The following is a 24270-nucleotide window of genomic DNA, read 5'->3' on the forward strand; positions in this document are numbered from 1 at the left end:
CATCGGATCGGCGCCGACGTCGTAACCAAACGCTACAAGCTGAAGAAAAATCCTTCCTTTCAGACGAAGGAAGGAAGCACAGAGCGCCTTTTTTGCGCATACAATGACCATGCAGAACGCAAGGTGTGATGGAAAACAAGGAACCAATGCAAGACCGTACAGGCCGTTTCCGGACGGGAGCCTGTTTTTTTTGCATCGGTACTACATGCATCCCAATCCACCAAGAGAGAATTCGACCCAAAGACTTAACATCGGAAATAACATGACCAAGGATATCCCCAAGGGGAAGCCGCTGATTGACGCCATTCATAAACGTAAATGGGAGTTGGGCGTAACAACACAAGACGCCGCAGCTGCAATCAATCTTTCTCCGCCTTATTTCCAAGCAATGCTTTCAGGAACAAGGCCGATTCAGAGCATGTCTGATGAAGCCAAGCGCCTTCTTGCGGAATGGCTTGGAGTAAGTACGGTCGATGTTTATATCCTGGCCGAGATTTTGGAACCCAACGACTTCCTGATTGAGCAGGATCTTGGGGATCGGATGCGTCTTACTATTCAAAAGATAAGTGAAGACCCAACCGTAAGTCAGTTTGCTCCAAGCAAGGACGAGTGGGACATCCTTTCGGACAGAACAAAATTCTTTATCTGCATGATCTACGAAAGAATGTACGAAACTGAGATACTTAGAAAGATACAGCGAAAAGAGTGGGTTATTGAAGAGCCCAAGACAAAGAGATCTCGGACGAAGAAGAAAGACGCCGACGCAGAACAGAGCTCTTCCGGCGAATGAACCGCATATAGTTTTTATCGCGGTGCAACGAGATACCCGCAGAGCAACAAAAAACCCCGTCACAAGCAATACAGGCTTGTGACGGGGTTAGGTTTCTAGAACCAAGCTTCCTCTGCTGCACTCTGAAGCATTGCATCAGCGATTTCAGTCTCAGCCTCTGTCGTTCGCTTCGTAGAAGCTTTTGCCGCAGGAGCCTTCTTCTGCAAAGTGATCTTGAATCGCTCAGAGTCATCCTTGCGGAACTGCTCAGCAAGCATAACGAGATCGATGCCGTGGTGCTCCTTCACGCTCTCGAAAAGCGCGCCGTAATCCACCGCTCCCTTGCTTGAGTACTTGGTGGCGACGATGCCGCAACCTTCGTACGACGACTCTCCATTAGCTGCAAGAAGGTTCTCGATGTCTTTTGCACGCGCATCGAGGGTTTCTTTTGCCATGTCGTACTCAAGCTTCGCTTGACGCCATGCACTTGCTGCATCGATCCAAGCATCGGTCGCAGGGATGTCATCGTTGATGACAGCCTCCCTGAAAGTCTTTGCTTCAGCGTACAAACGCTGCTGCTCCAGCGGATCAGACTGCACGGGGATCTTGATCCCCTTCCCCGCCCAATAGACCCAGAAGTCCATCGAGAGGATCTCGCCATTCGATGCAAACATCTGCCACTGCATCTGGGCGAGATAGTAAGCAGGGATTTCACCGGCTTGCGCGGAAACCCATAGCTTCGGCGCATCCCCGTAGCGGGAGTATGGGCACTTGATCTCAACGGCTTTTGTGCCCGTCAAGGTCAAACCATCGAGACTGGCAGCAACCCACGGAATGCCATCATGTTCGATGCAGCACGGCTGGGCATAATCGCCATGATCCTGAATCCAGGCAGCCAAAGCCTCATCTTCCGTCTCTACGCCATGCGCCATAGCAGGGTTCATCTTGTCTGGCTCCCTGCGGCCGGTCATCTCTTCCCACAACTGATACCTCGACTTGAAGGGCGAGATGCCGGCGATCACGGCGATGTTGCTTGCAGTGATTCGCGGGCCGTCAATGTCCTTTCCTGCCCTCCAGTCGTGCCACTCCTGGCTACGCTGGTCGAGTTTAACGATCTTCATAACGATTTCCTCCTATTAAGGTCAGTGATGCGGGGAGGAAATGCGGGTACTAAAGGAAGAAAACGTGCGGGAGGCGTCAACGCGCTGCAGGCTGGCAGGAGGCATCGCACGGAATGAGGTATTTTCCCTTATCGTCTTTGGCAAGGATGTACCACCGTTTTGCCTGGAGCTCGGGCATCCCCTCCCAGACAGGCCGAGAGAAGTTATGTCCCACATTGGCGAGGCTGATCTCGCCTTCCTTTTTCGAATAGGTGATGAACACCTCAGGAACCTCCTTCTTCGCCTCAAGCGCCGACGCGACTTTTGTCCCAGCAAACGCACCGACTCCAACCTTGACGACCGCATCAACCGGCACCTTGAACCAGGGAACAAACAGTCCGAGATCAGGGTTACTTACGTCGAATTTCACCTCTTGCAGATAGACCAGGTCGCGGCCTTGTGTGTCTTTGGTCATCGAAGCGCACCCCATAGCAAGCGCAGCCAAGGCTAAAGCCAGAGCCGCTGTGACCTTAATTTTCATTTTCTGCTGCATCTCAAAATCTCCAGACGAAAAAAAACGCACACACTCAAAGAATGAGCATGTGCGTTTTGGTTATTACATCGGAAGTGAATCAGCAGCAACTTGCTGCTTTGCACCACCTTGGCGTTCAGCCTTCTCTTCACCAGTCTGAAGACTGATGAACTTCTCGCCTTGGGGACGCTCTTTGCCGGCGCCAACTTCGCGAACGAAGCCGGAAAGCCAGACTTTGCGGCCGCCGCCGACCTCAAGGTCGCCGTTGTAATACGGCACGTCGGAGTCAGACACTGCCTTGTTGCGCGCCTTCTCGAGACGCTCCTTCGCTTTCGATCGTTCCTCTTCAGTCATCTTGAAAAGGGTTCCACGAAGCCCGCCTGCGACCGAAATAATGTAGCGGCCGTCATGGACGGCACACTCAATCGGCAAGCGCCCAAAGGCCCCGGGACTATAGGACCCGTCCTGCTGCCTTACGTCCTGAGCCGACAAATGTCCAGCCAGAACAACAGCGGCTTTGACACCCTTGCCGACAGGGATCTCGCGGGCTTTGGATTTCTCCTCAGCAGTGAGGGTGAACATGGCGCCCTGAAGGGCCGAAGTGATGGTGATGATGCTCATAATCTTCTCCTAGTAGGTAGTTGGACTGCACGAGTGAGATGCAGTCCGTCGATTGGTAAAAATTGAATTTCACATGCAACGCTGCATGAACCTACTTCAATCCTATCAGAATGTACAACCGAGCTAGGCGCCTTCAAGGTTTTGCTCTTTCGAGAGCTCATCCATCAGCTGCTGCTTACGAGTCAGCAGCCACTCCTGAACGCCTTTCTCCAGGCGCACGGCAGCCGCGCCCCCCCTGTACCTCTTGATGAGCTCGAAAGTCGATACCCACCATGCCTGAACATCCACTTGTCCCTCGTTTTTGAGACGAAGCGCCTTCTTTGCCCACGACTTGCACTCGCAGACGTGCCTGAATTCTTCCGAATAGGTGTCGCTCTTGCTTTCCATTTCTCGCTCCTGTTGAGACTGCACAGGAGAGATGGCGAAGGCCAGTAATGAAAAAACCCGCCGCTCACAATGTGGTTTGTGAGGGCGGGCGATTGGGGCGCTAGAACCAGGCTTCGGACACAGCATCTTCTGGCAGCACGTAGTCATCTGCCGTGTACTGAATGACTGATGACTCATCCAGGTTCCGCAATGTGGAAAAGGAAATTTCCGCCTCGGTGCCAGCATAGTTCGAGCGGATGTTCTCGCTGAAGTACTTCCCCCTGCTGGAGGACTTCTTCCATGCGGCCCATACGTTTTGGGATACACCGTCGTAGACATAGCCGCCGCCGATTGAGAACACAACGCCCAGTCTTTGCTTGAGGACGTCGTAGCCGGCAGTGGCTACCGAGCTCGAGGCCATCTTGTAGCCCTTGCTGAACTTCACCTTCATGCCACCCTCCGTCGCAACGAAGCCAGCAGCACGTCATTGATATCTCCGTCCTTAGGGCAATCGACCCATGCACGAATCCCCTCAGACTGAAGTTCACTTGATAGGTCTGCTGCTGCAGCCTGACCCGGCCCATCAGGATCGAACTTGATGATTACAGTCCGATCTGCAAGGAGCGGGTTCCATGCATGGTTCCACTGCCGACAACCTGGAACAGCAATCACCTCGTCCTCATACCCCATTGCCACAAGTGACAGCAGGTCTATCAGACCTTCCACCAGCGCAACCGTACCCTTGCCTTCGTTCCACCGCCACGGCATGAGCACGCTTCCATGTCGCAACGCTTTTGGCCCGTATGACTCACCAGGGAGGCGACGGAACTCAACTGCATCATTACCGGGAAACCCGAACAGGATCGGCCGATAGACGATGGCAGGGAGCTTCTTTTCCGGACTAAGCAACCCGCTTGCCAACAACAGTTTAATTCCGACAGTGCGAGCCACTTGGCTTGCTGCGATACCCACATCGGACGAGAGCATCCGGAGATACCCTTTATCGTGAGCCTGCCTCAACAGCGGCAATGGCAGTCCTCGCTCCTGTGTGAGGTAAGTGACTACGTTGTAGTCCCAGTACCCAACCTGAGCATCCAGTAGCTTCTGCATTGCCTCAGCAACCAAGCCAGCGTCCGGAGACGAAGGAATGGCCGCTCTCCTACTATGGCGAAACGGGACAACAACCCGTGCGTCTCCGGCAAGCTTAGCTGCTGCTTCCTTGTGAGAGCAGCGGTGGTACAAAGCCGCTGCCTCAATCACATCTCCATGTGACCCACACGCGAAGCACCGAAAAAACTCTCCTTTCCCAGAAAGAGTCGTCTTTCTGGAATCGTGCTCACTTGGACCGCAGTGAGGGCAGCTGGACCAGCGAGGCCCAGTTCTTGTCTCCACCGGCTCCCCTAGTATTGATGCCAAGAACGACGACAGCGGAACTTGCTTCCTGACTTCTTCGTACATGTTTCATCTCCTTATTCAGGCGTTGATCTGCACGAAGGTAATGCGACCTCAACGATAAGAACTCGACAGGTGTGTTGGCGACCACGGCCGCTAGAGGTGAGAAGCAGTTCACAGATAGCAAAAACCAGCAATGGTAAAATTCAGTAGAAATGACACCAAAATACTGATGCATCCAGCCCAGGCGCGTCGGCGCACCGACCCATTCATGAGTGCCCTTCGCAAACTGCGCTACATGCAGTCCGAGGCGGAGGTTGAGGCGTTGGTTTCTGCTGCGCTGACAGTCGCCGGAATGCGTTCATGGTTCTTGATGATCGGGACCAAAGATAAAGATGGCCTGTTCGGTGGAGCCAGCGTCCTAGCCATGAGTTCAGACGCGACCGGATGGATGCCCCGGTACGCGAGGAACAACTGGGCGCTCGTTGATCCGTTCGTTCTGCACACCCAACACTCAAACACCCCAATCCTTGTGCCGTACGACGTTGATGGCGAGTCAAGTGGCCAGAAAGAATTCTTGAAGAAGCTCTACGGAGAGCTATTCGCTTACGGAGTAGTCGTCCCGATTCATCTTGCTCAGGAACGCCTGGCTCTCTTGTACGCTGGGAACAACCAGGAGCTATCACGCAAGACAATCGAAGAGGCCGTACCGATCGTTGCAGCAATCGGGCAGGAGGCCGCAATCTGGCTGGAAGCGCAGAGGGAAGTTGAAGAACGGAATCGAGTTCTCCCCCTTACAGCAACCGAGCTTGAGCTTCTCAGCCTCGCACGGCGAGGGTTCTCTACGAAAGACATCGCGGCCATGCAGAAAATAACTACAGCCACCGTGAACAACATTTTCCGCAGAGCCAACGAAAAACTTGGCACGCACTCCAGGCAAGACGCAGCGATCACAGCAGAGCGGCTAGGCCTCTACCGCGCCGCAATGATCCAAAACGCATCGTTTCTATGACGAAAGTCATATAAGGCCCTGTTATAAAACAGATTTAAAAAACGTTTCTCTACCAAAGCACCGCCCGCGTGTCAAGGAAGGAGGCGTCGCGCTGCACTGCAAAAATGCCCCTGGGTTTGCTGGACGAAATTCTCTGCGCATGTAAAATTCCTTTTACTAGGTACTTATTGTGCACACAGAATTTCATAGTAAAACCACAAGAGGACAACCATGCATCAAGAAGCATCGCTCACTGACGCTATCGGCAAAGCCCTGCTTGGCTTTGAGCCGGGCCAGACCGAAATGGACTTCGGCACGCTCTGCACCAGGAGCGTTACTGCGCTCGAATCTGTCTCTGAGCCCGTCGAAGCTGTTGATCTACTGATCACAGTGATCTCCTGCCTCTCGAATCGCAGCCTCGATGCCGACGAACACAACAAGTTCCGCGAGATGGCAGAATCCCTGGGGCGCGTTTGGACCAAAAAGGCTAACTGCTCACACTAAGCAGAGATGCCAAAATTTTTCTCAGCCGTAGATGCGATCAAGGCGTATCGCGCGGGGGGCCTTACTGCAGACAACTTTCTCTGCTACCTCTATCAGGATTCCCGCGCTCGTTACATCGTCAAAGTAGTCGTACGTAAAACCGGAGTACGGCCATCGCTCTCCGAAGAACTGTTCCAAGAGTCAGTTCTGGTCATCTACAAGCTCCTTGACAAGATCGACGAGCCCGAAGGCTTCTACAGCTTCTGGTACACAATCGCGTGGCGATCTTCCCAGACGATAAGGCGCCTTTACCCTAGCCGCGAGATCCTCGACTCCCAGCGAAGCGAGAACCAAGAACCAAGAGAAGAGGATAGAATCAGCGCCGAAGAGGCTGATACGAGCCTTTTGCCGCTTGACGAAGGCAGCGCTACAGCCTTCGCACGCTCCAAGTTTTCTGAAAAACTTGCGGGGGACCTCTTACACAGGGAAATCGTCGCAATGACCACCAAGGCCAAGAAGCCTCGACAAGTCGTTGGTTTTGTCTCTAGCAGCGTCCAGCAGGGCGTCATCAAGGCCGAAACAGGCGAAAAAAAGACAAGATCCGACCTATCTCCGGAGCAGGCGGAGCTTGCGGCAATCCGCGGCGAACTTGGCATCAAGATTGACGACTATGCTCTCGCCCTGAATATCCCGCGCGACCGCTTGACCAGCTACCTGTACGGCAGAGCCAATGTTCCAGCTGAGGTGCTCATCTCTGCTCGAGAACTGCGAGATGCTAGCAGTGCGAACTCTGATTACCCTCAGAAGATCAAGACCCTGTTTTCTGACTGGCGCAATCGTCTGTCGATCACCCCTAGCGATGACGTGAAGCTTGCTGCAGCACTTGGCATCACCGTCGAGCGCCTGAACGCGATCGAATCTGGCAAAGAGCCGATAACATCCCTTCAGTTGGATGAATTCGATAAGCTCGTCGAGCGATTCGAACTCTTCCTTGCATGATGATTGCTCATATCCTTGGGATTGCGCCGCTTCCGGAGCGCCCCTCGGCAGCTCCAGTACGAAGAATTTTGGTTGAAGACACCGTCCGCGCCCCGTCCAGCCCATCCCGGGCAAGCTTCCGGGACACTGTTCTTCGAGTTTTGGCAGAACAGCCACTTACGGTGCCGGAGCTTGCTGACGAGTTGAAAGTCAGCGTCAAAGTAGCTGCAGCAGAGGTCAACAAACTGAGCCAGGCTGGGCTGGTTGCAGAGGAAGGCGTTTTTTTCACGGGCAAGCGCTCCCTCCCCCTCTTCAAGTCGACCGAGACAACTAAAACCGCTCCCCTGCCGAGGAAGTGAGTTAGCGCTCCATCTCCTTCGCGCTCTCGATGTCATCGGCCCCTGCTGTATCTGCATGTCGAGCTGCGTCAGGTCGATGCGCATAGATCTCCGTCGTTGTGACAGAGCTATGGCCAAGTTGGTCTCGCACTGAAAGCAAGTTAGCTCCCTGGCGAATCCAACGGCTCGCTGCGGCGTGACGATACAAGTGAGGGTGCAGGTTCGCCGACAGCTCCTTCCCCGGGCTGTTTTCATCGAATACCGCATCAAGGCCTGCCGCCACAATCCGCTTGTGCATAGCCCGCCGCGTGATGGGCTTTTTAGGGTCCCATTTCGAACCTACAAGCGGCCAGTCTTCACCCCTGGGCTCGGGACTCAACCCGACGTCCAAGCGGTACGCGGCAAGCAACCTCAAACAGACCTTGCTCACTGCAACGTCGCGCCGCTTAAGCCCTTTCCCGACCACCGCCAAGAACCAGGCACCGTCTGACACAAAGAGATCGCTCATCCTGGCTGAGCACAGTTCGCTTACACGCAACCCGAGAAAATACAAGGCCCCAACAGACCATCGATCGGAAATACTGGCTCCTGCTTCATCATCGAGCCACTGCCTGACCGCGCTTTCGACAGACGACTCCAACTGCTTCCGCGTTCGCTGGCTACGGTTTTTTTTGCGCGCGTTCTTCTGCCAAGCACGGTAGAACTTAACCGGGTTCATGCTGACTCGCCTGCTTTCATGCAGGAACGAGTAAAGGTTCGCGATCACGCTCAGCGCCCTCTCCACCGAGGTAGAGGAAAGCCCTGCGCTGGCAAAGGGACGCCAATCTGGCGAGCCAATCGGCCGTCGAGGACCGATCAGATCGGCAGGAGGGTTCCGGAGCCACTCTTCGAAATCCTGGAGATCTTCATAGACAAGTCCATCAAGCGAAATTGACCGCGTCTTCATCCATGCCAGAAAGCGCAGTGTTTCTGCCTTGTACGCAGCCATGGTGTTTTCAGAGGCGGCGCCTACGGCGTCGAGCCAGAGGCGAATTAGCTCTTCGTCGCTGTTGGCGCGTACCAAGGCTCGAGGCAGACGATCGGGAGCGGCCTCCTCCAGCCTTGTAACCTGCCCCTTCTGAACCAGATCCACATCACCGATCATCAAGCACCTTCCTCCCGGCCGGTTTCGACCATGCAGGACCACAAATCCTCTTCCGATTCGAACCAGACCAGATCGTCACCATCCCATCGTCGCACAGCCACCATGCACCCGCCGGCGAAGAGTTTTTTTACTTCCGCAACGACCCACTCCTCACCCTCCTCGATCTCCCCTCTCGACTCCGTGGCAATCAGGATCGCTCCTGGACAAAGGAATGAGTAGAGCGGCTCGCCAGAAACTGTTTCCTCAGCCGGTTCATCCTCGAAGATCCCAGTGGCACCTGGGCCCACCTCGAGATCGGGCTTGGTCTTCTGCTGTGCAAGCCGACTGATCTTCATGAACCGCGCTTCGGCCCGCGTAAGAACAGGCAACCCATTAACCGCATCGACCCATCGCTGCTCAACTTCATCTCCCGTGAAGACGCGGCTCAGATGACGGACCGTAACCCCCCATCGATACGCAAGGTTCGAGAGCGACCAGCCTTTCGCGGAAGCTGCTTCGCGCAGTTCGTTCCTGGCCAACCGTTGCGTGCGCTCTCTGATCATCGGCGATCAACCCGCGGGTCACTGAATTCTGAACTTACGGCCATCTGTGTCACTGAATCTTGAAATCTAGGCCTCTATTTTAGACATCGGCGTCTATTAATACAAACTTAAACATTTGATTTTAATTGATTCATGGGCAATCAAAGGCCACCGCCTTAAGTGTTTTAGAACCGCCATCTTCCATGCCCCCCCTTCCAAAGTTCCCATAATGGGGGGTTATGGGAACCGACTGACCATAACTAATAAGTTTTGGACGTTTGACGTCCGAAAAACGTTTGTAAAAATCCGATACAATCAGAGTCCTTAGCACTACAATCAGATCGAGAATCCAGTGAGCGCACTGACGCAAAATGCAGCAACCGACGAACCCAAGGGGCGACAAGGGCTACCGGCTCTTTCCCACACACTTATCCACACAAATCTGAGGACAACGGAACGTGCGCAGCGCTTTTTCCGCTTGGCTCAGGCTAGTGCGAGCCTTCCTGCATCACGGCGCCCTGCTTTTGGCTGGCCGTGCGGTCTCGAGGCGTCCACCGACCGCTCACCGAGGCCTGTTCATCCACCTGTTCACGCTCAACGTGCTGACGCTCGCACTTGGCTCAGCCCTTCGATCCTGGCCCCTGACGGTGATGCAGCTGGTGGCCACAGTCCTGCTCGCAGCTTTGTTCCTGGTGGCGTGCGTTCGCCTATGCGAGTACCTGTGTCGCTACCTGGCAGGCAGCTCCGCGTTGAGCGATGGCGCTTCATGGCTGCTCCTGCTCACGCTCCTCCCTGCCACGACGATCGAAACGATCTCGTCAGCGCTCGGCGCATCAGTCTCTCCGCTGCTGACGGCATTGGCCCTCACCCGGCTGCCGCAGCAAATACGTGAACTCCAAAAACTCAAGGACAAGGACCCAAGCCATGACCTCTGAACAGACAGCAAACACCTATAGCGGCCTCACCGTGACATGGCACTTCGTGGCAGCCACCGTATTCGTCTTCTTGAGCACGATGCTGGCGGCGATGGCCGTGCGCGGTTACGCCCCGCTCCTGAGCGGTAGCCTCTCTGCTGCGTTCCTCGGGACCACCGTCCTAAGCGCCTTTGCGGGCTACGGCCTGCAACAGAGGAAGCGCTGGGCGGTAGGCCTGAGCCACATCCTTACAGGAGTGATCGCCATCGGCGCTTTGGCCCTGATCCTGATGCCGCACTACGCGCCCGAGATCGCCCCGCGTACCAACCTGCCCTTCTGTGCGGTAGTACTCCTCACCTCGATGGCCTGCCTTGTCTCAGGGCACCTCGCCATTCGCTCGAAAGGGGCCACTCGATGAGAGCCACCGCAGTTTCCTTCGAGGACGTTCGGAACGCCTTCTTCGAAGTTCTCGCCGAAGGAGGAAATCCAACATTCGAGGCGATCTACACCAAAATCGGCCGCAGAGGCGGCGCAGATGTGGTCAGGAAGCTCATTGCCGAGGTCAAGACAGAAGCGGCAAACCTGCACGAAAAGCTCACGCTCTCACGCATGCCAGGAGTGCCTGACCCCTTGGTCGATCTGCTCAATGAGTTCGCGCGTACATCATGGGATCTGGCCCTGGACGGAGCCACCAAGAATCTCGAGGCAGCTCGGGCTGACCTGGAGCGTAAGGAAGACGCGCTCGAGGAAGAAAACAAGGCCCTACGAGCGACCGCAGATGACTTCGTACAGAAGGCTCTACTGCTGCAGAAGGAGCTTGCCGGCCTCGAGCGTATGTGTGCTGAGCGCACAGAGCGCATCCAGGCGCTCACAGAAGAGGTCCAGCACCTCACGGAGCGCAACGAGAACCTGCACGCAGAGATCGCCCATTACCAGAGACGGATTGGCGAACTTGAGGGCAGCGTCCAGGCTGAACGCGAGCGTGGTGATCGCTTGCTCGCATCAGCGACGGAACGTCACGAGGTCGCGCTCGCCTCCCTGACTGAGCGCCACCAAGCCTTGGTTGCCGAGCTAAGGGCGGAAGCCGAGCGGCAGATGAAGCTTGCCGATGACCGAGCAGACGGCGACCGAAAGCATCTTTTGAAGCAAACAGACGACCTTCGACAGGAGTTCGTCAGGAAAGAAAGCTCGCTTAAACAAGCGCTTGAAGGCGCTCAAATAAATGAGAAAAAAGCACGGGAAGAACTGCGAGATTGCCGCAAGGAGAGCGCCGGACTGAGAGAACAGCTTGCGGAAGCCAATGGAAAGATTACAGCGCTATCAAGCATTGAGGCCTTGATCGGGTCGCTTAGGACGGCAAATAACACACCGGAACGTAAGGAGCAGGACTGATGAGGTACGACGAAATTGAGCGTTCGCTAGGGGTAGGCTCTGAGGACAGTGATCGCGTTATCGATGCCGAGCTCGTATCACCCGGGCGACTGAGGCTGATCACGATTGCATCGTTGGTCATCTCCATGGGAGCAGTGGCGACCGCTGCATGGTTTGCAGCCGTCGCCACGACTCGGCCAGCAGAGCAGAGTGCTGTCCATCAGTCCTCGCAACCCCTTGTTGATGTGGTTCGTCAGGATGCATTTGATGCGCTACACGCCTCAATTGATGACCGGGAAGAAACATACAAGGCCCTGTTCGAAGCCAACCAGGATCGCGTCTCAAGCCTCGAGGCACGCACGAAGCAACTTGAAACCGCGCTTGCCGCTCTGCTGCCGCTGATCGGGAACGCAATGAGTGCGATTGAGGAGTCTCCACGCTCCGAAGCCGCGACGAAAACAACACCTCAGAAACCTGTTGAAAGAAAACCGCAAGTAGCGATGCCTGCCAGACAAGCAGCTCCTCAACCGTCCGTAGCCACAATCGCTCCTCCTCCCCCGCGCCCGGCTCAAATGGTCGTGCCGCCCATCGCCCCTACACCAACGCAGACCTCAACAATCGACGAGACCTCGCTGCCGATGCGCGTCATCAGCAAACAGGCTGCTGGCATTCAATTCAAGGGAGAAAGCGAGATTATGGACTCGAGCGGCAAGTCCGTACGAGCTGGGCAGACTGCAGCAGGTCTCGACGGAAAGGTCCTACGAATCAGCCCAGAAGAAGGCTTGGTCATCACCGACCAACGAATCTACGTACTCGAGTGAGGCGCCCCATGTTCAAACTTCCAGGCAAAGGGAAAGACCGTAAGCAAACTTCTCATGAGACAGCCCAAGGTCTTGGAATCACTTCTCTCATCGCGAAGGGTGTGACCGTCAAGGGAGCTATGGACCTCCAGGCGGGAATTAAGATTCACGGCCGCGTGCTGGGCGACGTCACGATCGCGGACGGATCAGGCGTCGTTCTGTTGCACGCAGAATCAGAGGTCTTTGGTTCAATCCTCGCTGAGCGCGTATTTGTGGCCGGAACAGTTCAAGGTGACATTCGCGCTCGGGAAGTTCACCTGTACGGGACTGCCAACGTCACCGGAGAAGTGAGCTACGGCACGATTGTGATACACGATGGTGCGATCCTGAATGGCTATGCACATCACAAAAATGCTGACCGGTCCCTACTTCGCGAAAAGGTGCAAACCAAAGTCATTATCGACGCAAAATAGATTCAATTTCCTTCAAAGAAGATTGCTTTGTAAAAGGATTCCGTCGACATAAGCTAACTCCTGAATCCGTGTTGTCTTCAGCGCGTACCCGCTCCGCGAGCCCCAGCGCATGATTTTTCTGCTGCCTGACTCCCAATCTCAGCTCACCGCAGCCCCGAGCGCCGTCCTTTCACGGCCCGGAGCGCCGGTGAGCCGGGCTTCCGGCGGGGGCGCTACGTCATTTTCCTGCTCCCGCGCGGCCGTCGCCCTTCCGCCGCTGCGAAATAGCCTCGATTCGGAGAATTCAGTCGCCGGCTTCGCATCACGGCGAAGCCACCACACACAGCCGCGCCTGCACCGTGGTGAACACCTTCACATGCGCGGCGACGCCGCGCCCGAAGTCCAGCACCAGGCGGCGAGCGTGTTCGACGAACTTCGCCGCCCGGTACATCACCTCCTGCAACACCGTCTTGATGCGCCGGCGCTTGGCCGGGTGGCGGATCGGCGAGAGCTCGCCGGTCAGCCCGAGCTGCCCGATCAGGCGCAGGCAGTTGTAGGCGAATGCGGCCAGGTGCACGACCGCGTCGTTGGTGTCGAACTTGCCCGAGGGCAGGCGCTCGAGGTCCAGGTCGGTCTTGATCTCGGAGTGGAACTGCTCGTGGGTGCCGTGGTGCTTGTAGAGCTCGATCACATCGGCCATCGGCACATCAAGGCTGGTCCACCAGCCTTCGATCTCGATCTCGGGGGCCAGCAGGTGCTGGCCCTTCTTGTCGATCGTGCGCTCGGTCACCCGCACCACCAGACGCAGCGTGCGCTTGGCCTTCTTCCAGGCGCGCTCCACCTGCAGATCGAGCAGTCCCACGCGCTTGCCCGCGCGGACCTCCTCGAAGACGCCGGCGGCCTCGGCGCGGGCGACCCAGGCGGCCTTGTCCTGACGGCGCGGATTCCACTTGGTGAGGTAATCGAACGAGCGCTCAAGACCGGCCCAGCGCTCGCGCTCGGCCGCCAGCGCGAACAACAGCCGGGCGCTGTCGAAGCCGCTGTCGGCGCGCCACAGCACCTTCGCGTCCGCGGCGCACACGCGCTCGAGACGCGGAAAGACCCGCTCGAAGAAATACTCCGTCTCCAGTGCCGAGTGGTGCGAACCCGCGCGCAGCTCCAGGCCGAGGTTCCAGCCCTCGTTGCCCAGGTACAGCGCGATCGGCGTGTAGCCGTCGACCCCCTGGTAGGTGCGGCTGACCGCCTCCTTCTTGGTGTCGGAGTTATCCATCACGAAGGTATCCATGTCGGCGCACACGTAGCCCTTGTGCGCCGTGATCGGCGCCTCGGTGCGCTCGAGCAGGCGCAGGCTCAGCTCGTCGGTCAGCTCGCGCAGCTCGGCCGCGCGGGCATCGAGCCGTTGGCGCATCCACACGCTGCCGGGCACCTTGGCGAGCCCGAGCGCTTCCTTGAAGAAGCGATCGCTGCGAAACGGCTCGATCGCCTCGAAGTCGCTCTTGCCCAGGCTCAGCAGCCCCACCATCGACTTGACCAGGTCCGAGGTGCGCATGCCCTGCGACACCGGCAGCCTCGGGTCGATCACCGCCTCGACCTGTGCCGCCTGGCAGCACTGCCCGATCAGTGCCAAGCCCGAGTAGGAGGTCAGGTTGAGCTTGGCGGATTGCTTGACTTCGAAGCGCGGCATGGTCGGTTGGGTGAATGAGTCGGATGCGTAATTGTACAATTACATCAATGTGTTAGGCTGGATTTCCGGCTAAGCGAACACGGATTCAGGTAACTGATAGAATCGGTAACGCGCCTTTTTAGGCCAAAAGAATACAGAAAATCAGACCGATTAGAATTTCTGCGAGAAACCATCTAGCGAAGAAAATCAGACATTGAAAACACAAAGCCCTGGGATCGAGGTACGAACTCGAGCCCAGGGCTTATGTGTACAACTTGCGATTACGTGTGATACGTGATCTGTACTTGCTAAGAAAAATCGGTTGGCGCCGATAAATCCAATCCCACAACGATGGAGCTATCTTAGCAAGTGCAAATTACGCGTCAAGGGCTTCTGTCGACTTTTTGCCAGAAAAAGGGAAAAGTCGGCCTCTTGGACCGTCTTTTGTGGCCTCCTCATACTCTGCTGCCCCGCTGTCTTCACAGCCACGGCGGCTTCCCAAGCTCCTCGTCGACGCTAAAGCGCGCGTCTTCGATTCGCTCAAATTTCTAGACCTGAGCACCCTTGCCCGGCGCACGCTGTCGGGGCTCCTCACTTTCCTGAATATCAGGAAGCTCGATCAGCCTTTGTGGCCTGAAAGAGAAGTGCTACGCAAGGAGTGCCATCTGGGCAGCGTTGAAACCCTCAGTCGCGGCATTCGAGAACTCTCCGATCGCGGCTACCTGGTCAGGGAGCAATGGCGACGACGCGACGCAGCTCGCCATGGACAGTTCGCTTATTCCAAAACATGGCTGACGAATCGTTGCCTGCTTGAACTTGACCTCATCTGCCCTGCCCCACAGATCGACCCCTCGCAAGACCAGCTTGATGCTATCGAGGCATGGGAGGCCATCCAAGCAGCAGTCCCCGTCACCGATCTGATTCTGGACGCAGAAGAAGGCGCAGGAGACGACGAAAAGCATTTAGACAGCCCACCCTATCCCGACGAACCATTCGAGGCGCTAGCCGCCCCAGAATCGCGTTTTGCCACGGAAGTGCGCGACGACAGCGACGCACATTCCCTCGAAAAATTTTATCCACAGGCGCCGTCGGTCAATTTGACCCTCGGTATACATGAGAGTGAACGTCCCACTAAACCTCAACTCATAAGAGAACAACCCAGAACCGCCAGTGCAAGATCAACCGGCAGGTCATCAGGGGACTTTTCTGAAAAACTTCAAAACCAGATAGACCCGTCAAGCCGTTTACCAGTCGAGCTGACCGCCTTGTTTGACTATGGCTTGAACAAGCCGACCATTGCTTATCTCATGCGACTTGCCAGAGAGGCCGACAAGACTGGAGCCCTTGGGTCGATCTGGAAGCTTGCGAAGTCTCGAATCGATGCGCTGAAACTGCAAGGCCGATCTGTCTTCAAATACCTTCGTGCCATGATCAACAAGCCAACTGACTTCGCACGGGTCGCGTCGAATAAGGCCCAAACTGAAGCGATCAAGCGGGCGCAGTCTGAAGCTGCGCGACACGTTGAGATCAAGTGCGACGAGCTCGAGGGGCAGCTTTTCAGGGGCGAAGGAGGGACGATGATTCAAGTCGAAGCAAACGGACTGCTGCGTGTTCATAGGCCGGGAGACGTGGTGCGATACGGCCGGATGAACGCAGAGTTTCTCGAAGCACTTGCAGCCGGGCACTTACGTCGGATCGTAGCGGCTTAATTGAGAGCCAATAAGCCTCATGCATGAATCTATGTGGCGGAGTTGATCGATAAAGGCCAGTTTTCGGAGACACAGTTAAATGACGAAGAACTACCGCAGTGAAGCACTCGGTGCTATCCACGAGACAATGGAAGCGCTCTCCGAGATTGGCGCAGTCGACGAGCGCACCATGCGCGAGTTTGACGAAGCGTGCCTCACGTCCGTTGAGGCTTTGTCGCCCGATGAGATTCGTGCGTTGCGCGAGCTGGGTTTTCAGCTGAAGGTACAACTAAAAGAAGGCAACGACGAGCCCGCGTTTGATGCGCTTATCGACGACCTGATCGTGTTCATCGAGGCGCGAGGCTTGCTGATGGGAGGTTTTGGAAATCCGAGTGAGCTTTGGCATGAATCGTTGATCTGCGCGGCGGGTCGTGGTTCAGCGTCAGATGAGGACCGATTCGCAGTGCGCAAATGGCTTTCAGGGCACCCAGCAGTTGAAGAGGTGCAGACTGGCGCCTTGGTTGATGCCTGGTATGGTTGGGAAACGGAGGATTGAATCCCTGCATCTACCTTACTGACGCCAACGGTAGGAAGAGTCGTAGAGGGGTGTCGCTTAGCGCGATGAAGTCGTAATGTCGGTAGAAGGCGGCAGCGTCATCGTCCTTGGCATCAACGATCAGGGCAAACGCGGCGATCTCGGAACTGGCGGCACGGCGTAGTGCATTGACCAGCAACGCCCCACCCAAGCCTTGGCCCTTGAGCGCCTCATCAACAGCCAAACGCCCCATTCGTATGGCTGGCACCGCCGCATAGCGCGGCAACTTCCGGGCGATGTCGCCAGGTAGATCGGTCAGCGGAACGCTAGCCGTAGCGAGCGTGTAGTAGCCGACGATTTGTTGATCCTCGCCAAGGGCAACGAAACAGGCCGCGACTCGACGACGAACATCTTGGCTAACCTGCTCGCGGAAGTAGCGATCTAAAGGCGCTGAACCGCTGCTGAAGGACGAGCGGTCAACTGTGGAGTCGAGGGCAACGATTCGCAGCGGCGAACGGTTCATTCAGCACCAAACAGTTGATCATGCTTGGCCATCGCCCGCTTCAAAGCAGTGGAGGGTTTAGGCGGCGAAAGCAAGGCGTCGGCAAAGCGCTGCTGGTCGGCCAACGAGAGTCGGATTACCTCAGCTTGCTCGATGGCCTTCTGAGCGGCGTCCTTTACGGCAGTGACGACGAAATCGGTCATGGTGCGTCCTTGAATCTCAGCCGCGCGTTTGAGCAAAGCGTGCAGGTCCGGGCTTATTCGGGCTTCGAGCCGGGCGGTGGAAGTTGTAGGTGGCATGGTAGGTTCCTCCTGCGTAAATTGTACGGCTAGTTGCCGGTATGTTCAATGTCCCGATCTTAGCGCCCATAGCGGCCCGCACGGGCGGAGGAACGCACTCAGCACGGCCGCAGATGCAAGCGACCTTCTTCCACTGCCTGCATAAAGCGCAGGTTAGCCGGCAGCGCAACGCGGCCGCGCTTCGGATCAAAGCCCTCCATGTATCCAGTTTCACCGTTCGTGCGCAGCGTCCCGATCGCTTGACCTTCTGCGTTACGCACTTGAAAGCCATCCCCGCGTGCAAGCAGCACCGCCAGCTTCTCGGACAGTCGCGCCCTGGCTGAGGCGGTGAGCACCCCGTCGATCTCGCTGGCCGCTTGCTGCTTGAGCAGGTAGGCGTAGTCGCGTTTCTGGCTGAGGACTTTGCGCAGATAGGCAAAGACCGATCTGCCTCTTAGCCCATGGATGTGCTGCCAGAAGAGCTTCACTGCTGCGCCAAGCGCACCTTGCTGACCTTGGCGCTTGGCGTGGGCCATCAGGGTGCAGATCAGCGTCTTGGAGACACCGAGCTTCATGAGTGGCGTCACGTCCTGTGGCAACCGGGATTTGGGATCGATGTTTTCAGAAGAATCCTTCAGCGACGACGGGTCGGGTAGGGATTCGCGCGTGGGAAGTTGTCCTTTTAGCTGTAGATCAAGGGTAGGTTCACTCTCTTGTATACCGTGTCTCACCACGAGACACGGCTCCTGTGGATAAGTAGCGTACGGGGTGACGGTCGTGGGCTCCTGGGGAGCCGCGTCCGCTTCCCAGCCCGATTCGTCATCCTGCCAGTAGTTGCGGCCGGCCTCCCACGCCTCGAGGATCTCTGCCTGGTGCTGTGCCTCGCAGGTTTCAAGCGAAGCATCGATCTCGAGCAGTCCGGCGGCACTGGAGAGTGAATCGACAGAGGAGGGGAGGGCGTCGAACTCAGCGGAGGAGGATGGGGGTACTCCAACTTCTGTGTGCTGTTCGTCCTCAATCGAGGAGGCCTGCGTTGATGCGGGCGAGGTCGAGAGTATCCGAGGGCCTGCCAGTCCGAGCATCAACAATGTCTTGTCGAGGACGTAGATGTGACTTCGACTGAACTGCCCATAGGATCGACGGCCCCAGTTGCGGACTTGCTCACGACGGATGTAGCCCTTGTCTTCGGCTTCCTGAAGGCCACGAAAAAGTTTGGAGCGACTACTGAGCAGGGTTTCAGCTTGAAGCGTGTCACGAAAGGCAAAAACAGGTTGTTCAGGATGGCCAAGCTTAAAAAAGGCCAGCACACCGTAAAGCACCTGGCGCGCGGTCTGCGACAGGTCCTGGCAGTACAGGCGGTTCATCACCGCGGCTCGTGCGTTGATCAGGGGGACAGGGAGAAAGCGCGGACGTGGTCCGTCGCAGTCCCCTCGGCCCGCATTGAGGCGAATTGGAGTAGTCACGTGAAAAAGTCCGGGTTCGCCTTTTTCAAGGCAATAGAATCCCTTGACGTTTCCCGGCTGTTTGATACCATTCACCTCAGTTGGCGGTGAGGTCTGACCGGTTGGCCCCGGTTTGGTATCAGACAGCAGAAAAGCATCACCCTTTTCAAGAAAGCCCGGCTCGGTTGGCCCCGAGACCGGGTTTTTCTTTTGTCAGCAGGATGTGTCTTTGTTTTGGTCGCTACATCGCGATCTCCAGTCTATAAACGTGCGAAACCCCGCTCGGGGGCGGGGTTGCGTGATAGTCAGCAGGACTTTAGAGGCCGGGTGATGCGGGCGTCCGCTGGGGGGCGCCGTAGTATCCGATTTACCATCTCTGCTAACCTAAAAATAAAAAATCGTTAAAAATCAAAGGTGTTCAAGTTGAAACACGGCCTTCAGCTGCCTTTGCATACTTCTTGATCAAGTTCTCGATCTCTTCCTTAAGTGCATCTGTGGCGGATTCGTCTGAAAAATCCAGTCGAAGACATGATCCAGTCTTCCTGACAGAGCAGAACGTTGTATTGCCCCTTCGAATCGTGATGATCTCCGGCACTGGTTTCTCTCTCGCCTTGCCTTTTCCAGCGCTCTTGATCAGAGAAATCGCCTGTTTCATGCTGATTTCTTCTGATGCAACCTGCTTAAGAGCTTGTGCAATCACGTCTGCCGGATGATGCTCAACAAGCTTCGATACCTCGAAAATTCCAGCAAGGCCGAACTTCTCAGGGTTCAGTTCCACAACATTCAATGCAGCTGATGGAAGTGTCCCGAACGCCATGAGCCGAGAGATAAGACTCCTATTGATGCCCGCCTCTTCAGCAATCTCCGATTGGTTCTTGCCGGTCGAAGCCATACGCTCCTTGAAGCCCAGGTATTTTTGGTAGTCGGGCAGGTCGATAGAAAGCAGGTTCGAGTAGAAGGCTGCCCGCTCGACGCCGTCGTCATCGAGATCGACGACGTGAACGTCGATCTCTGTGCGCTCGAGCTCTCGGTATGCGGCCACACGGTTGTGGCCGGCGATGATCTCGAAACGGCCGTTATCGATTGCGCGGACAGTTACCGGCGTCGCAAGAGGATTGTTCGCCAGGTTCTCCACGAGTTGCTGGTACTGCTCGTCGGTGAGCTTCCTGCGTCGGCCGGGCACTTCTTCCAGGAGGTCCAGGCTGACCTTCGCGGTTACGGCAGGGAGTCCTTCCGCGGGCCTTCCGAACTCGCTATCGGCGGGCATGGTGCGAAGCACCAGGCCGACTGGATCGCGTTGCCGCGTCTTCATTTCCTATCCCCTTTGGTTTTCGAGAGCCTGTCGACAATCTTTTCGCGGATGTAAGCCGCGAACGCCCTGTACTCGCAAGCCGATGTTGATGTCGGTTTCGTGATAGAGAGCGGCATGCTGCGCTCTTGAGAGTTTGGCAGGTCTTCACTTACAGAGATCACGTAGGGCGAAACGCTGTCGCTGTAAGTCTCGAGCTCACGCCGCATGCGGCTGATCCGACCGACATTTGTAGAGTAGTGCGTCGGGAGAATGATGAGTTCAGGCTTCAAGCTCCATTCATCCTTAAACACATGAATCTCGGAAATCATCTTGCTGATGCCCTTGATCGAAAAAACATCCATCCGTATCGGCGCAATCAGCAGGTCAGCGGCGACCATTCCCGAGGATGTGGTAGTCGAAACGGTAGGTGGACAGTCGAGAATGATTACGTCATAGATGCTGGTGTCAAAACCGGGGATCGCACCCTTTGCAGCTTCATCGAGCATGTTGCGCAAGAACCGCTCACGGTTTCCTGTCGCGACAAGAAGAGTCCGTTCGATGCTGCTCAGGAATGTGTCGGCGGGGACGAGATGAGGCCCGTGTTCCCCAAAGGGCTTTTTGATGAGACTTTTCAGGTCATAGGGCATCTGCCTAACGCGGCCGCCTTGCTGCGAGCTCACGTATGCCTCAAGGACATTCGCGAGCGTTTCGCGGACCACTGCCTTCTCACTCAAGCCGAAACTTTCGGCTTCCTCCATCATGATGTCAGGTTCGTAACCCATGATTTGTGTTGCGGAGGCCTGAGAGTCAAGGTCGATCAGCAGCGTCCGAAAGCCCAGTAGTTGAAGCTCAACGGCCAGCTCAACAGAGGTGACTGTTTTGCCTGTCCCGCCTTTGCACACGGTCACTGCAATGACGAACGGCTTTCCATGAGTCTGAGGAACCTTGAGATAACCCTGCATCCGTCGCCAGAGCGCAATCTCGAAAATCTGCGAGGGCTCATAGATCCGGATGGGGGGTGCCCCAGGGTTCGTATCGGAAGCTCTCCGAATGTCGAAGTTCTCCGAGTAACCCCGGAGCGTGACATCTGTGACGCCAAGCATCGCTGCCGCCTGTCGAATCCGATAGGTCACGCTTCCGATGTCTGCAAAAGTGTCTCGAGGTTGGCTCATGGTGTGTTTGTTGTCGTTGAACTATGGTTGCATTTATAGCCAAAATCGAGACTTGATGCAAATGCCTTCTAAGTGAATGTTAGCAGGGCGACCTTGATCAAGGTCAGAGTGGCAGTCCTGCAGTAGCGCTTGCCCTACTGGACGACTGTTGGGATCTGCGTTGCTCGAGCAGCTTCGCCCGTTTGTTCTTCACGAGCTCCTTGTCGCCGACGATCGCCTTTTTCCCTACGGAGTCACGCACGTCGTCGACGAGCTGCTTGCACATACCCCTGACGCGCAGCATGTAGTCGCCCGGCTTCATCCCTCCGGCCGCAATCAAGCCGAGCGCATCTTCCCAGAGCGCTGTCAGGCAAGGGTCCGTCAAACGCTCGGGGAGACCATGAACCACGGCACGGCCAAATGGGGTCGAGATGAGTTCTCGGTTCTTCACTGCGACGTAGCCCCGTTCCTTGAGCGTCTCGATGATCTTCGCCTGAGTCGCAGCGGTCCCGATCCCTGAGGTTTCCTTCAGAATCGCCTTGAGCTTGGGGTCCTCGACGTACTTGGCCACGGAGCTCATGTCGTCGAGTAATGTCTTCTCGGTGTAGCGCTTCGGAGGGGTCGTTTTCCCCTTCACTACCCGGAGGCCAGCCATCTGCAGCGTTGCGCCATCCGCGACCTGAGGCAGCGGCTTATACGTATGAGGGGCCAGTGCTCGCCAGCTCTGCGCCATGTTGAGCGACACCTCGCCCTTGGCGGAGAACTCGATCTCACCGTGAGAGAACGACACCACTGTCTCTTCGATTTGGTGCGAAGGAAGCAGGCTCATGAGGAACCGTTCAGCCAGGAGCAGCCAGGCCTTCTGTTCGTCGGCGGTGAGCGTTTTGAAGTCGGCCGATTTCACGGTCGGGGTTAACGCGTGATGTTCCGTGACTTTCGATGAGTCGTAAATCGACGCTCTCGGTACTGCAAGAGAAAGCAGGGGAGCGAAGGCAGTGAACGAAGTCTGCTTGACGATGTGTTGAGCGATTGTCAGCGCGTCGTTTGCCTGCCCTGCCGGCATGTACTCACAGTCGGTCCGTGGGTAGCTGGCCAACTGGTGCTTTGAGTCGTAGAGCGACTGAGCAAGTTCGAGTGCTTTGGAGGCTGACCAGCCATAGCGCGAGTTGCACTCGCCCTGGAAGGTTCTGAGCATGAACAACCTCGGAGGGCTCTCCTTTTTAATGCCTGTAGTTACCGTTACGGTAACGGATTGTCTTTGCTTGACCTCCTCGACAATCCGCTTTGCGTCAACCTCGCTCCAGATCCGCTTGCTCTCGTCTGAAGGGTTGTAGGTCAGAACGATCGGGCCTTGAGGTGTTTCGAGGGTCACTTCAAGTGAAAAGAACGGGCGGGCGCCGAATTTCTCGATCGCTTCATCCCGGCGGACGACCAGTGCGAGAGTCGGTGTTTGAACACGCCCTACAGAGACGAGCTCGTCATTCGCCAGGAGCTTAGTCGCGGCAACGGTCAGGTTCATGCCTATGATCCAGTCTGCCTCGGACCGACATTTTGCTGCCTGGTAAAGATTGAAGAACTCCGAGTTCGGCCGCATCGAGCTCAACGCCTTCTTCACGGTTACCGGGTCTGTTGCGTTGATCAGCAGGCGCAACGTCGGCCCCTTCCACGCGCTCGACTCGAGAATCTCGTCGATGAGCATCTGGCCTTCGCGATCGGGGTCGCCAGCGTTGACGACCTCGGTAGCCTGAGAGAGCAACGATTGGATGACGCGGAGCTGCGCCTTTGAGTCCGGCTTGGGCAAGAGCTTGAAGCACTCGATAGGGTAGGGCAGGACATTGACCGCGGTGTTCCAGCTCTTCCACGCGGGGTTATATGCTTCTGGAGGCGCAAGCTCGAGGATGTGCCCGTGCGCCCACGTAACCACGTCGGTGCCTACCCGTATGAATCCGTCGTCGCGGGACTTTACGCCAGGAAGATTCTCTGCGATTGCCTTGCCCAGGGACGGCTTTTCGGCGATGTACAGGCGCATAGTCGATTCTGTTTAGTCGTGGATGGTTCGAGATCGGTCTTTGCCAAGCATCTTGGAGACCAACTCCTTTGTCTGCATGGGACGGCTAACGGACTTGAAAACGATCTCCGACTCGTCGCTGCCTGCCGAAGAAAATTCCAGATCGCCGTAGCCAAAGAGCCGGCCGACTAGAGACTGCGTAACGGAGATCGAGCGTACATGGGCGACTTGGATCTGGTGAGATTTGCGTGCGATGAGGCCGTATCGAGCGGTGATCGCATCGGGCGTCACCGTGTAGAGCGCCGAAAACTTCAGGTAAGCGATCCTGAGTCCCGCGAACCCTACGCAAGCAAAGCCAGCTGCAGCGAGGACGGAGGCCTCAACATCCGATGCCTCGGACAGCGCAGGCAGGAAAAGCACAACGGCGACCGCGAGCATGGCCAGGCCTGCCAGTAAAAGCGCCCACAGCGGGTAGATCGACCGATTGGCGACCCGTAGGGCAAGAAAACGCCCGTCGATCACTGACGAATCCATAACTTTCCTCCTAAAATTTGACTAGCACCCTTCCTTCGGTTAGAACTAACTTCGTACACCGAGGAGCCACGGGAAATGCTGCCTCGGGATCATCTCGACTCCGAACAATCAAGGGCAGGTTCGGTGAGGAGACTTTAAGTGGAACTAAGCACGGTTTTGTCCATTGGCGCTATTGCGCTGTTTTACTACTTGATCGCTAAAGTGCTAATCGCTCTTTCGAACACGTGGGTAGGTGATCTTATTCTCGGCGCAACCAATCGAAAGCCCAAACACTGGACACATTACGTCGGCGAAACCCCAGAAAACCAAGCTTTTTACGACACGCGTCACGTAACAAAGCTGGGGGTTGGCGCATTTACCCTCACCACTGACGATGATGACCTCTGAAACGAGGCCGCCAATTGGA

Annotated in this window: 29 protein-coding genes and 1 pseudogene; 13 read left to right on the forward strand and 17 right to left on the reverse strand. The window is 56.3% G+C overall.

The genetic code is table 11. From position 1 onward, the window contains the following. Positions 1 to 262 precede the first annotated feature (262 nt). Entirely contained in the window at positions 263 to 790 is a 528-nt protein-coding gene (locus EBN1_RS20815; protein WP_048704725.1) for a hypothetical protein, read from the forward strand. A 95-nt stretch (positions 791 to 885) separates the two neighbouring features. Here EBN1_RS20815 and EBN1_RS20820 read toward each other — a convergent pair whose 3' ends face one another. The 7 genes and pseudogenes from EBN1_RS20820 to EBN1_RS23015 all read right to left on the reverse strand — a co-directional run. Then, positions 886 to 1890, reverse strand: coding sequence for a YqaJ viral recombinase family protein (locus EBN1_RS20820; protein ID WP_011254855.1), 1005 nt, complete (start codon positions 1888 to 1890; stop codon positions 886 to 888). A gap of 76 nt (positions 1891 to 1966) precedes the next feature. After that, the gene (locus EBN1_RS20825) at positions 1967 to 2422 is read right to left on the reverse strand and encodes a hypothetical protein (protein ID WP_011254854.1); all 456 of its coding nucleotides are present in this window, start codon (positions 2420 to 2422) and stop codon (positions 1967 to 1969) included. Between the two features lie 63 nt (positions 2423 to 2485). Then, complete coding sequence (locus EBN1_RS20830; RefSeq protein WP_011254853.1) at positions 2486 to 3022, reverse strand: hypothetical protein; 537 nt, start codon at positions 3020 to 3022, stop codon at positions 2486 to 2488. 123 nt (positions 3023 to 3145) lie between these two features. Continuing rightward, positions 3146 to 3409, reverse strand: a complete 264-nt coding sequence (locus EBN1_RS20835; RefSeq protein ID WP_011254852.1) for a DUF7696 family protein — start codon at positions 3407 to 3409, stop codon at positions 3146 to 3148. Positions 3410 to 3509: 100 nt separating this feature from the next. After that, on the reverse strand, positions 3510 to 3839 hold the full coding sequence (locus EBN1_RS20840) for a KTSC domain-containing protein (protein WP_011254851.1): 330 nt from the start codon (positions 3837 to 3839) through the stop codon (positions 3510 to 3512). Continuing rightward, positions 3836 to 4498, reverse strand: a complete 663-nt coding sequence (locus EBN1_RS20845) for a toprim domain-containing protein (RefSeq protein ID WP_041647802.1) — start codon at positions 4496 to 4498, stop codon at positions 3836 to 3838. Before EBN1_RS20845 ends, EBN1_RS20840 begins: the two co-directional genes overlap by 4 nt. A 72-nt stretch (positions 4499 to 4570) precedes the next feature. Continuing rightward, a pseudogene (locus tag EBN1_RS23015) lies at positions 4571 to 4846 on the reverse strand (CHC2 zinc finger domain-containing protein); the annotation flags it as partial. A gap of 130 nt (positions 4847 to 4976) precedes the next feature. Between EBN1_RS23015 and EBN1_RS20850 the strand changes: the two are divergent. The 4 genes from EBN1_RS20850 (at position 4977) to EBN1_RS20865 (ending at position 7591) form a co-directional block, all read left to right on the forward strand. Next, positions 4977 to 5792, forward strand: a complete 816-nt coding sequence (locus EBN1_RS20850; protein ID WP_157866766.1) for a helix-turn-helix transcriptional regulator — start codon at positions 4977 to 4979, stop codon at positions 5790 to 5792. Between the two features lie 210 nt (positions 5793 to 6002). After that, positions 6003 to 6275 (forward strand): hypothetical protein, encoded by a 273-nt coding sequence (locus EBN1_RS20855; RefSeq protein ID WP_011254848.1) that lies wholly within the window; start codon positions 6003 to 6005, stop codon positions 6273 to 6275. A gap of 6 nt (positions 6276 to 6281) precedes the next feature. After that, complete coding sequence (locus EBN1_RS20860; protein ID WP_011254847.1) at positions 6282 to 7253, forward strand: RNA polymerase sigma factor; 972 nt, start codon at positions 6282 to 6284, stop codon at positions 7251 to 7253. Further along, positions 7250 to 7591 carry an ArsR family transcriptional regulator gene (locus tag EBN1_RS20865; RefSeq protein WP_157866767.1) on the forward strand — a complete coding sequence of 114 codons (342 nt, stop codon included), beginning with the start codon at positions 7250 to 7252 and terminating at the stop codon, positions 7589 to 7591. Before EBN1_RS20860 ends, EBN1_RS20865 begins: the two co-directional genes overlap by 4 nt. A 1-nt stretch (position 7592) precedes the next feature. On the opposite strand, the gene EBN1_RS20870 is transcribed toward EBN1_RS20865, so the two are convergent. Both EBN1_RS20870 and EBN1_RS20875 read right to left on the reverse strand, forming a co-directional pair. Next, positions 7593 to 8714 (reverse strand): tyrosine-type recombinase/integrase, encoded by a 1122-nt coding sequence (locus tag EBN1_RS20870; protein WP_011254846.1) that lies wholly within the window; start codon positions 8712 to 8714, stop codon positions 7593 to 7595. Beyond that, the gene (locus tag EBN1_RS20875; RefSeq protein ID WP_011254845.1) at positions 8714 to 9256 is read right to left on the reverse strand and encodes a hypothetical protein; all 543 of its coding nucleotides are present in this window, start codon (positions 9254 to 9256) and stop codon (positions 8714 to 8716) included. The genes EBN1_RS20870 and EBN1_RS20875 overlap by 1 nt, the downstream gene beginning before the upstream one ends. A 437-nt stretch (positions 9257 to 9693) precedes the next feature. Between EBN1_RS20875 and EBN1_RS20880 the strand changes: the two genes are divergently transcribed. From EBN1_RS20880 to EBN1_RS20900, 5 genes are read left to right on the forward strand one after another with little or no spacing between them, the layout of a single operon-like run. After that, positions 9694 to 10170, forward strand: a complete 477-nt coding sequence (locus EBN1_RS20880) for a hypothetical protein (protein ID WP_011254843.1) — start codon at positions 9694 to 9696, stop codon at positions 10168 to 10170. Next, on the forward strand, positions 10160 to 10567 hold the full coding sequence (locus EBN1_RS20885; RefSeq protein ID WP_011254842.1) for a hypothetical protein: 408 nt from the start codon (positions 10160 to 10162) through the stop codon (positions 10565 to 10567). Before EBN1_RS20880 ends, EBN1_RS20885 begins: the two co-directional genes overlap by 11 nt. After that, positions 10564 to 11541, forward strand: a complete 978-nt coding sequence (locus EBN1_RS20890) for a DNA-binding protein (protein ID WP_011254841.1) — start codon at positions 10564 to 10566, stop codon at positions 11539 to 11541. Before EBN1_RS20885 ends, EBN1_RS20890 begins: the two co-directional genes overlap by 4 nt. Next, positions 11541 to 12341 (forward strand): hypothetical protein, encoded by an 801-nt coding sequence (locus EBN1_RS20895; RefSeq protein WP_011254840.1) that lies wholly within the window; start codon positions 11541 to 11543, stop codon positions 12339 to 12341. Before EBN1_RS20890 ends, EBN1_RS20895 begins: the two co-directional genes overlap by 1 nt. An 8-nt stretch (positions 12342 to 12349) precedes the next feature. Beyond that, positions 12350 to 12793 carry a bactofilin family protein gene (locus EBN1_RS20900; RefSeq protein WP_011254839.1) on the forward strand — a complete coding sequence of 148 codons (444 nt, stop codon included), beginning with the start codon at positions 12350 to 12352 and terminating at the stop codon, positions 12791 to 12793. A gap of 301 nt (positions 12794 to 13094) precedes the next feature. Here the strand turns inward: EBN1_RS20900 and EBN1_RS20905 are convergent, their stop codons facing one another. After that, a complete protein-coding gene (locus tag EBN1_RS20905) occupies positions 13095 to 14456 on the reverse strand; it encodes an IS1380-like element ISAzo40 family transposase (protein WP_011254719.1) in 1362 nt (453 codons plus the stop codon). A 425-nt stretch (positions 14457 to 14881) separates the two neighbouring features. On the opposite strand from EBN1_RS20905, the gene EBN1_RS20910 reads away from it, so the two are divergent. Together EBN1_RS20910 and EBN1_RS20915 are read left to right on the forward strand one after the other, a co-directional pair. After that, entirely contained in the window at positions 14882 to 16144 is a 1263-nt protein-coding gene (locus tag EBN1_RS20910) for a hypothetical protein (protein WP_157866768.1), read from the forward strand. A 79-nt stretch (positions 16145 to 16223) separates the two neighbouring features. Beyond that, positions 16224 to 16679: a 50S ribosome-binding protein YggL gene (locus EBN1_RS20915; RefSeq protein ID WP_011254835.1), complete on the forward strand. Its 456-nt coding sequence runs from the start codon at positions 16224 to 16226 to the stop codon at positions 16677 to 16679. 10 nt (positions 16680 to 16689) lie between these two features. Here the strand turns inward: EBN1_RS20915 and EBN1_RS20920 are convergent, their stop codons facing one another. The 7 genes from EBN1_RS20920 to EBN1_RS20950 all read right to left on the reverse strand — a co-directional run bounded on the left by EBN1_RS20920 (position 16690) and on the right by EBN1_RS20950 (position 23864). Beyond that, positions 16690 to 17181, reverse strand: a complete 492-nt coding sequence (locus EBN1_RS20920) for a GNAT family N-acetyltransferase (protein ID WP_011254834.1) — start codon at positions 17179 to 17181, stop codon at positions 16690 to 16692. Then, a complete protein-coding gene (locus tag EBN1_RS20925; RefSeq protein ID WP_011254833.1) occupies positions 17178 to 17459 on the reverse strand; it encodes a type II toxin-antitoxin system TacA family antitoxin in 282 nt (93 codons plus the stop codon). Before EBN1_RS20925 ends, EBN1_RS20920 begins: the two co-directional genes overlap by 4 nt. 98 nt (positions 17460 to 17557) lie before the next feature. Further along, positions 17558 to 18802, reverse strand: coding sequence for a hypothetical protein (locus EBN1_RS20930; protein WP_041647813.1), 1245 nt, complete (start codon positions 18800 to 18802; stop codon positions 17558 to 17560). 496 nt (positions 18803 to 19298) lie between these two features. After that, positions 19299 to 20192, reverse strand: coding sequence for a ParB/RepB/Spo0J family partition protein (locus EBN1_RS20935; RefSeq protein WP_011254830.1), 894 nt, complete (start codon positions 20190 to 20192; stop codon positions 19299 to 19301). Continuing rightward, a complete protein-coding gene (locus EBN1_RS20940) occupies positions 20189 to 21343 on the reverse strand; it encodes a ParA family protein (protein ID WP_011254829.1) in 1155 nt (384 codons plus the stop codon). Before EBN1_RS20940 ends, EBN1_RS20935 begins: the two co-directional genes overlap by 4 nt. A 103-nt stretch (positions 21344 to 21446) precedes the next feature. Next, complete coding sequence (locus EBN1_RS20945; protein ID WP_011254828.1) at positions 21447 to 23351, reverse strand: DNA topoisomerase 3; 1905 nt, start codon at positions 23349 to 23351, stop codon at positions 21447 to 21449. A 12-nt stretch (positions 23352 to 23363) separates the two neighbouring features. Further along, the gene (locus EBN1_RS20950) at positions 23364 to 23864 is read right to left on the reverse strand and encodes a PH domain-containing protein (protein ID WP_011254827.1); all 501 of its coding nucleotides are present in this window, start codon (positions 23862 to 23864) and stop codon (positions 23364 to 23366) included. Between the two features lie 138 nt (positions 23865 to 24002). On the opposite strand from EBN1_RS20950, the gene EBN1_RS20955 reads away from it, so the two are divergent. Continuing rightward, positions 24003 to 24251, forward strand: a complete 249-nt coding sequence (locus EBN1_RS20955; RefSeq protein ID WP_011254826.1) for a hypothetical protein — start codon at positions 24003 to 24005, stop codon at positions 24249 to 24251. Positions 24252 to 24270: the final 19 nt, after the last annotated feature.

The organism is Aromatoleum aromaticum EbN1 (assembly GCF_000025965.1).
Taxonomy (GTDB): domain Bacteria; phylum Pseudomonadota; class Gammaproteobacteria; order Burkholderiales; family Rhodocyclaceae; genus Aromatoleum; species Aromatoleum aromaticum.

Bases quoted from the DNA above. Each gene is read 5' to 3' on its own strand.
- EBN1_RS20815 (WP_048704725.1), top strand. From the start codon at position 263: ATGACCAAGGATATCCCCAAGGGGAAGCCGCTGATTGACGCCATTCAT.
- EBN1_RS20820 (WP_011254855.1), bottom strand. From the start codon at position 1,890: ATGAAGATCGTTAAACTCGACCAGCGTAGCCAGGAGTGGCACGACTGG.
- EBN1_RS20825 (WP_011254854.1), bottom strand. From the start codon at position 2,422: ATGCAGCAGAAAATGAAAATTAAGGTCACAGCGGCTCTGGCTTTAGCC.
- EBN1_RS20830 (WP_011254853.1), bottom strand. From the start codon at position 3,022: ATGAGCATCATCACCATCACTTCGGCCCTTCAGGGCGCCATGTTCACC.
- EBN1_RS20835 (WP_011254852.1), bottom strand. From the start codon at position 3,409: ATGGAAAGCAAGAGCGACACCTATTCGGAAGAATTCAGGCACGTCTGC.
- EBN1_RS20840 (WP_011254851.1), bottom strand. From the start codon at position 3,839: ATGAAGGTGAAGTTCAGCAAGGGCTACAAGATGGCCTCGAGCTCGGTA.
- EBN1_RS20845 (WP_041647802.1), bottom strand. From the start codon at position 4,498: ATGCAGAAGCTACTGGATGCTCAGGTTGGGTACTGGGACTACAACGTA.
- EBN1_RS20850 (WP_157866766.1), top strand. From the start codon at position 4,977: ATGGTAAAATTCAGTAGAAATGACACCAAAATACTGATGCATCCAGCC.
- EBN1_RS20855 (WP_011254848.1), top strand. From the start codon at position 6,003: ATGCATCAAGAAGCATCGCTCACTGACGCTATCGGCAAAGCCCTGCTT.
- EBN1_RS20860 (WP_011254847.1), top strand. From the start codon at position 6,282: ATGCCAAAATTTTTCTCAGCCGTAGATGCGATCAAGGCGTATCGCGCG.
- EBN1_RS20865 (WP_157866767.1), top strand. From the start codon at position 7,250: ATGATGATTGCTCATATCCTTGGGATTGCGCCGCTTCCGGAGCGCCCC.
- EBN1_RS20870 (WP_011254846.1), bottom strand. From the start codon at position 8,714: ATGATCGGTGATGTGGATCTGGTTCAGAAGGGGCAGGTTACAAGGCTG.
- EBN1_RS20875 (WP_011254845.1), bottom strand. From the start codon at position 9,256: ATGATCAGAGAGCGCACGCAACGGTTGGCCAGGAACGAACTGCGCGAA.
- EBN1_RS20885 (WP_011254842.1), top strand. From the start codon at position 10,160: ATGACCTCTGAACAGACAGCAAACACCTATAGCGGCCTCACCGTGACA.
- EBN1_RS20890 (WP_011254841.1), top strand. From the start codon at position 10,564: ATGAGAGCCACCGCAGTTTCCTTCGAGGACGTTCGGAACGCCTTCTTC.
- EBN1_RS20895 (WP_011254840.1), top strand. From the start codon at position 11,541: ATGAGGTACGACGAAATTGAGCGTTCGCTAGGGGTAGGCTCTGAGGAC.
- EBN1_RS20900 (WP_011254839.1), top strand. From the start codon at position 12,350: ATGTTCAAACTTCCAGGCAAAGGGAAAGACCGTAAGCAAACTTCTCAT.
- EBN1_RS20905 (WP_011254719.1), bottom strand. From the start codon at position 14,456: ATGCCGCGCTTCGAAGTCAAGCAATCCGCCAAGCTCAACCTGACCTCC.
- EBN1_RS20915 (WP_011254835.1), top strand. From the start codon at position 16,224: ATGACGAAGAACTACCGCAGTGAAGCACTCGGTGCTATCCACGAGACA.
- EBN1_RS20920 (WP_011254834.1), bottom strand. From the start codon at position 17,181: ATGAACCGTTCGCCGCTGCGAATCGTTGCCCTCGACTCCACAGTTGAC.
- EBN1_RS20925 (WP_011254833.1), bottom strand. From the start codon at position 17,459: ATGCCACCTACAACTTCCACCGCCCGGCTCGAAGCCCGAATAAGCCCG.
- EBN1_RS20930 (WP_041647813.1), bottom strand. From the start codon at position 18,802: ATGAACCGCCTGTACTGCCAGGACCTGTCGCAGACCGCGCGCCAGGTG.
- EBN1_RS20935 (WP_011254830.1), bottom strand. From the start codon at position 20,192: ATGAAGACGCGGCAACGCGATCCAGTCGGCCTGGTGCTTCGCACCATG.
- EBN1_RS20940 (WP_011254829.1), bottom strand. From the start codon at position 21,343: ATGAGCCAACCTCGAGACACTTTTGCAGACATCGGAAGCGTGACCTAT.
- EBN1_RS20945 (WP_011254828.1), bottom strand. From the start codon at position 23,351: ATGCGCCTGTACATCGCCGAAAAGCCGTCCCTGGGCAAGGCAATCGCA.
- EBN1_RS20950 (WP_011254827.1), bottom strand. From the start codon at position 23,864: ATGGATTCGTCAGTGATCGACGGGCGTTTTCTTGCCCTACGGGTCGCC.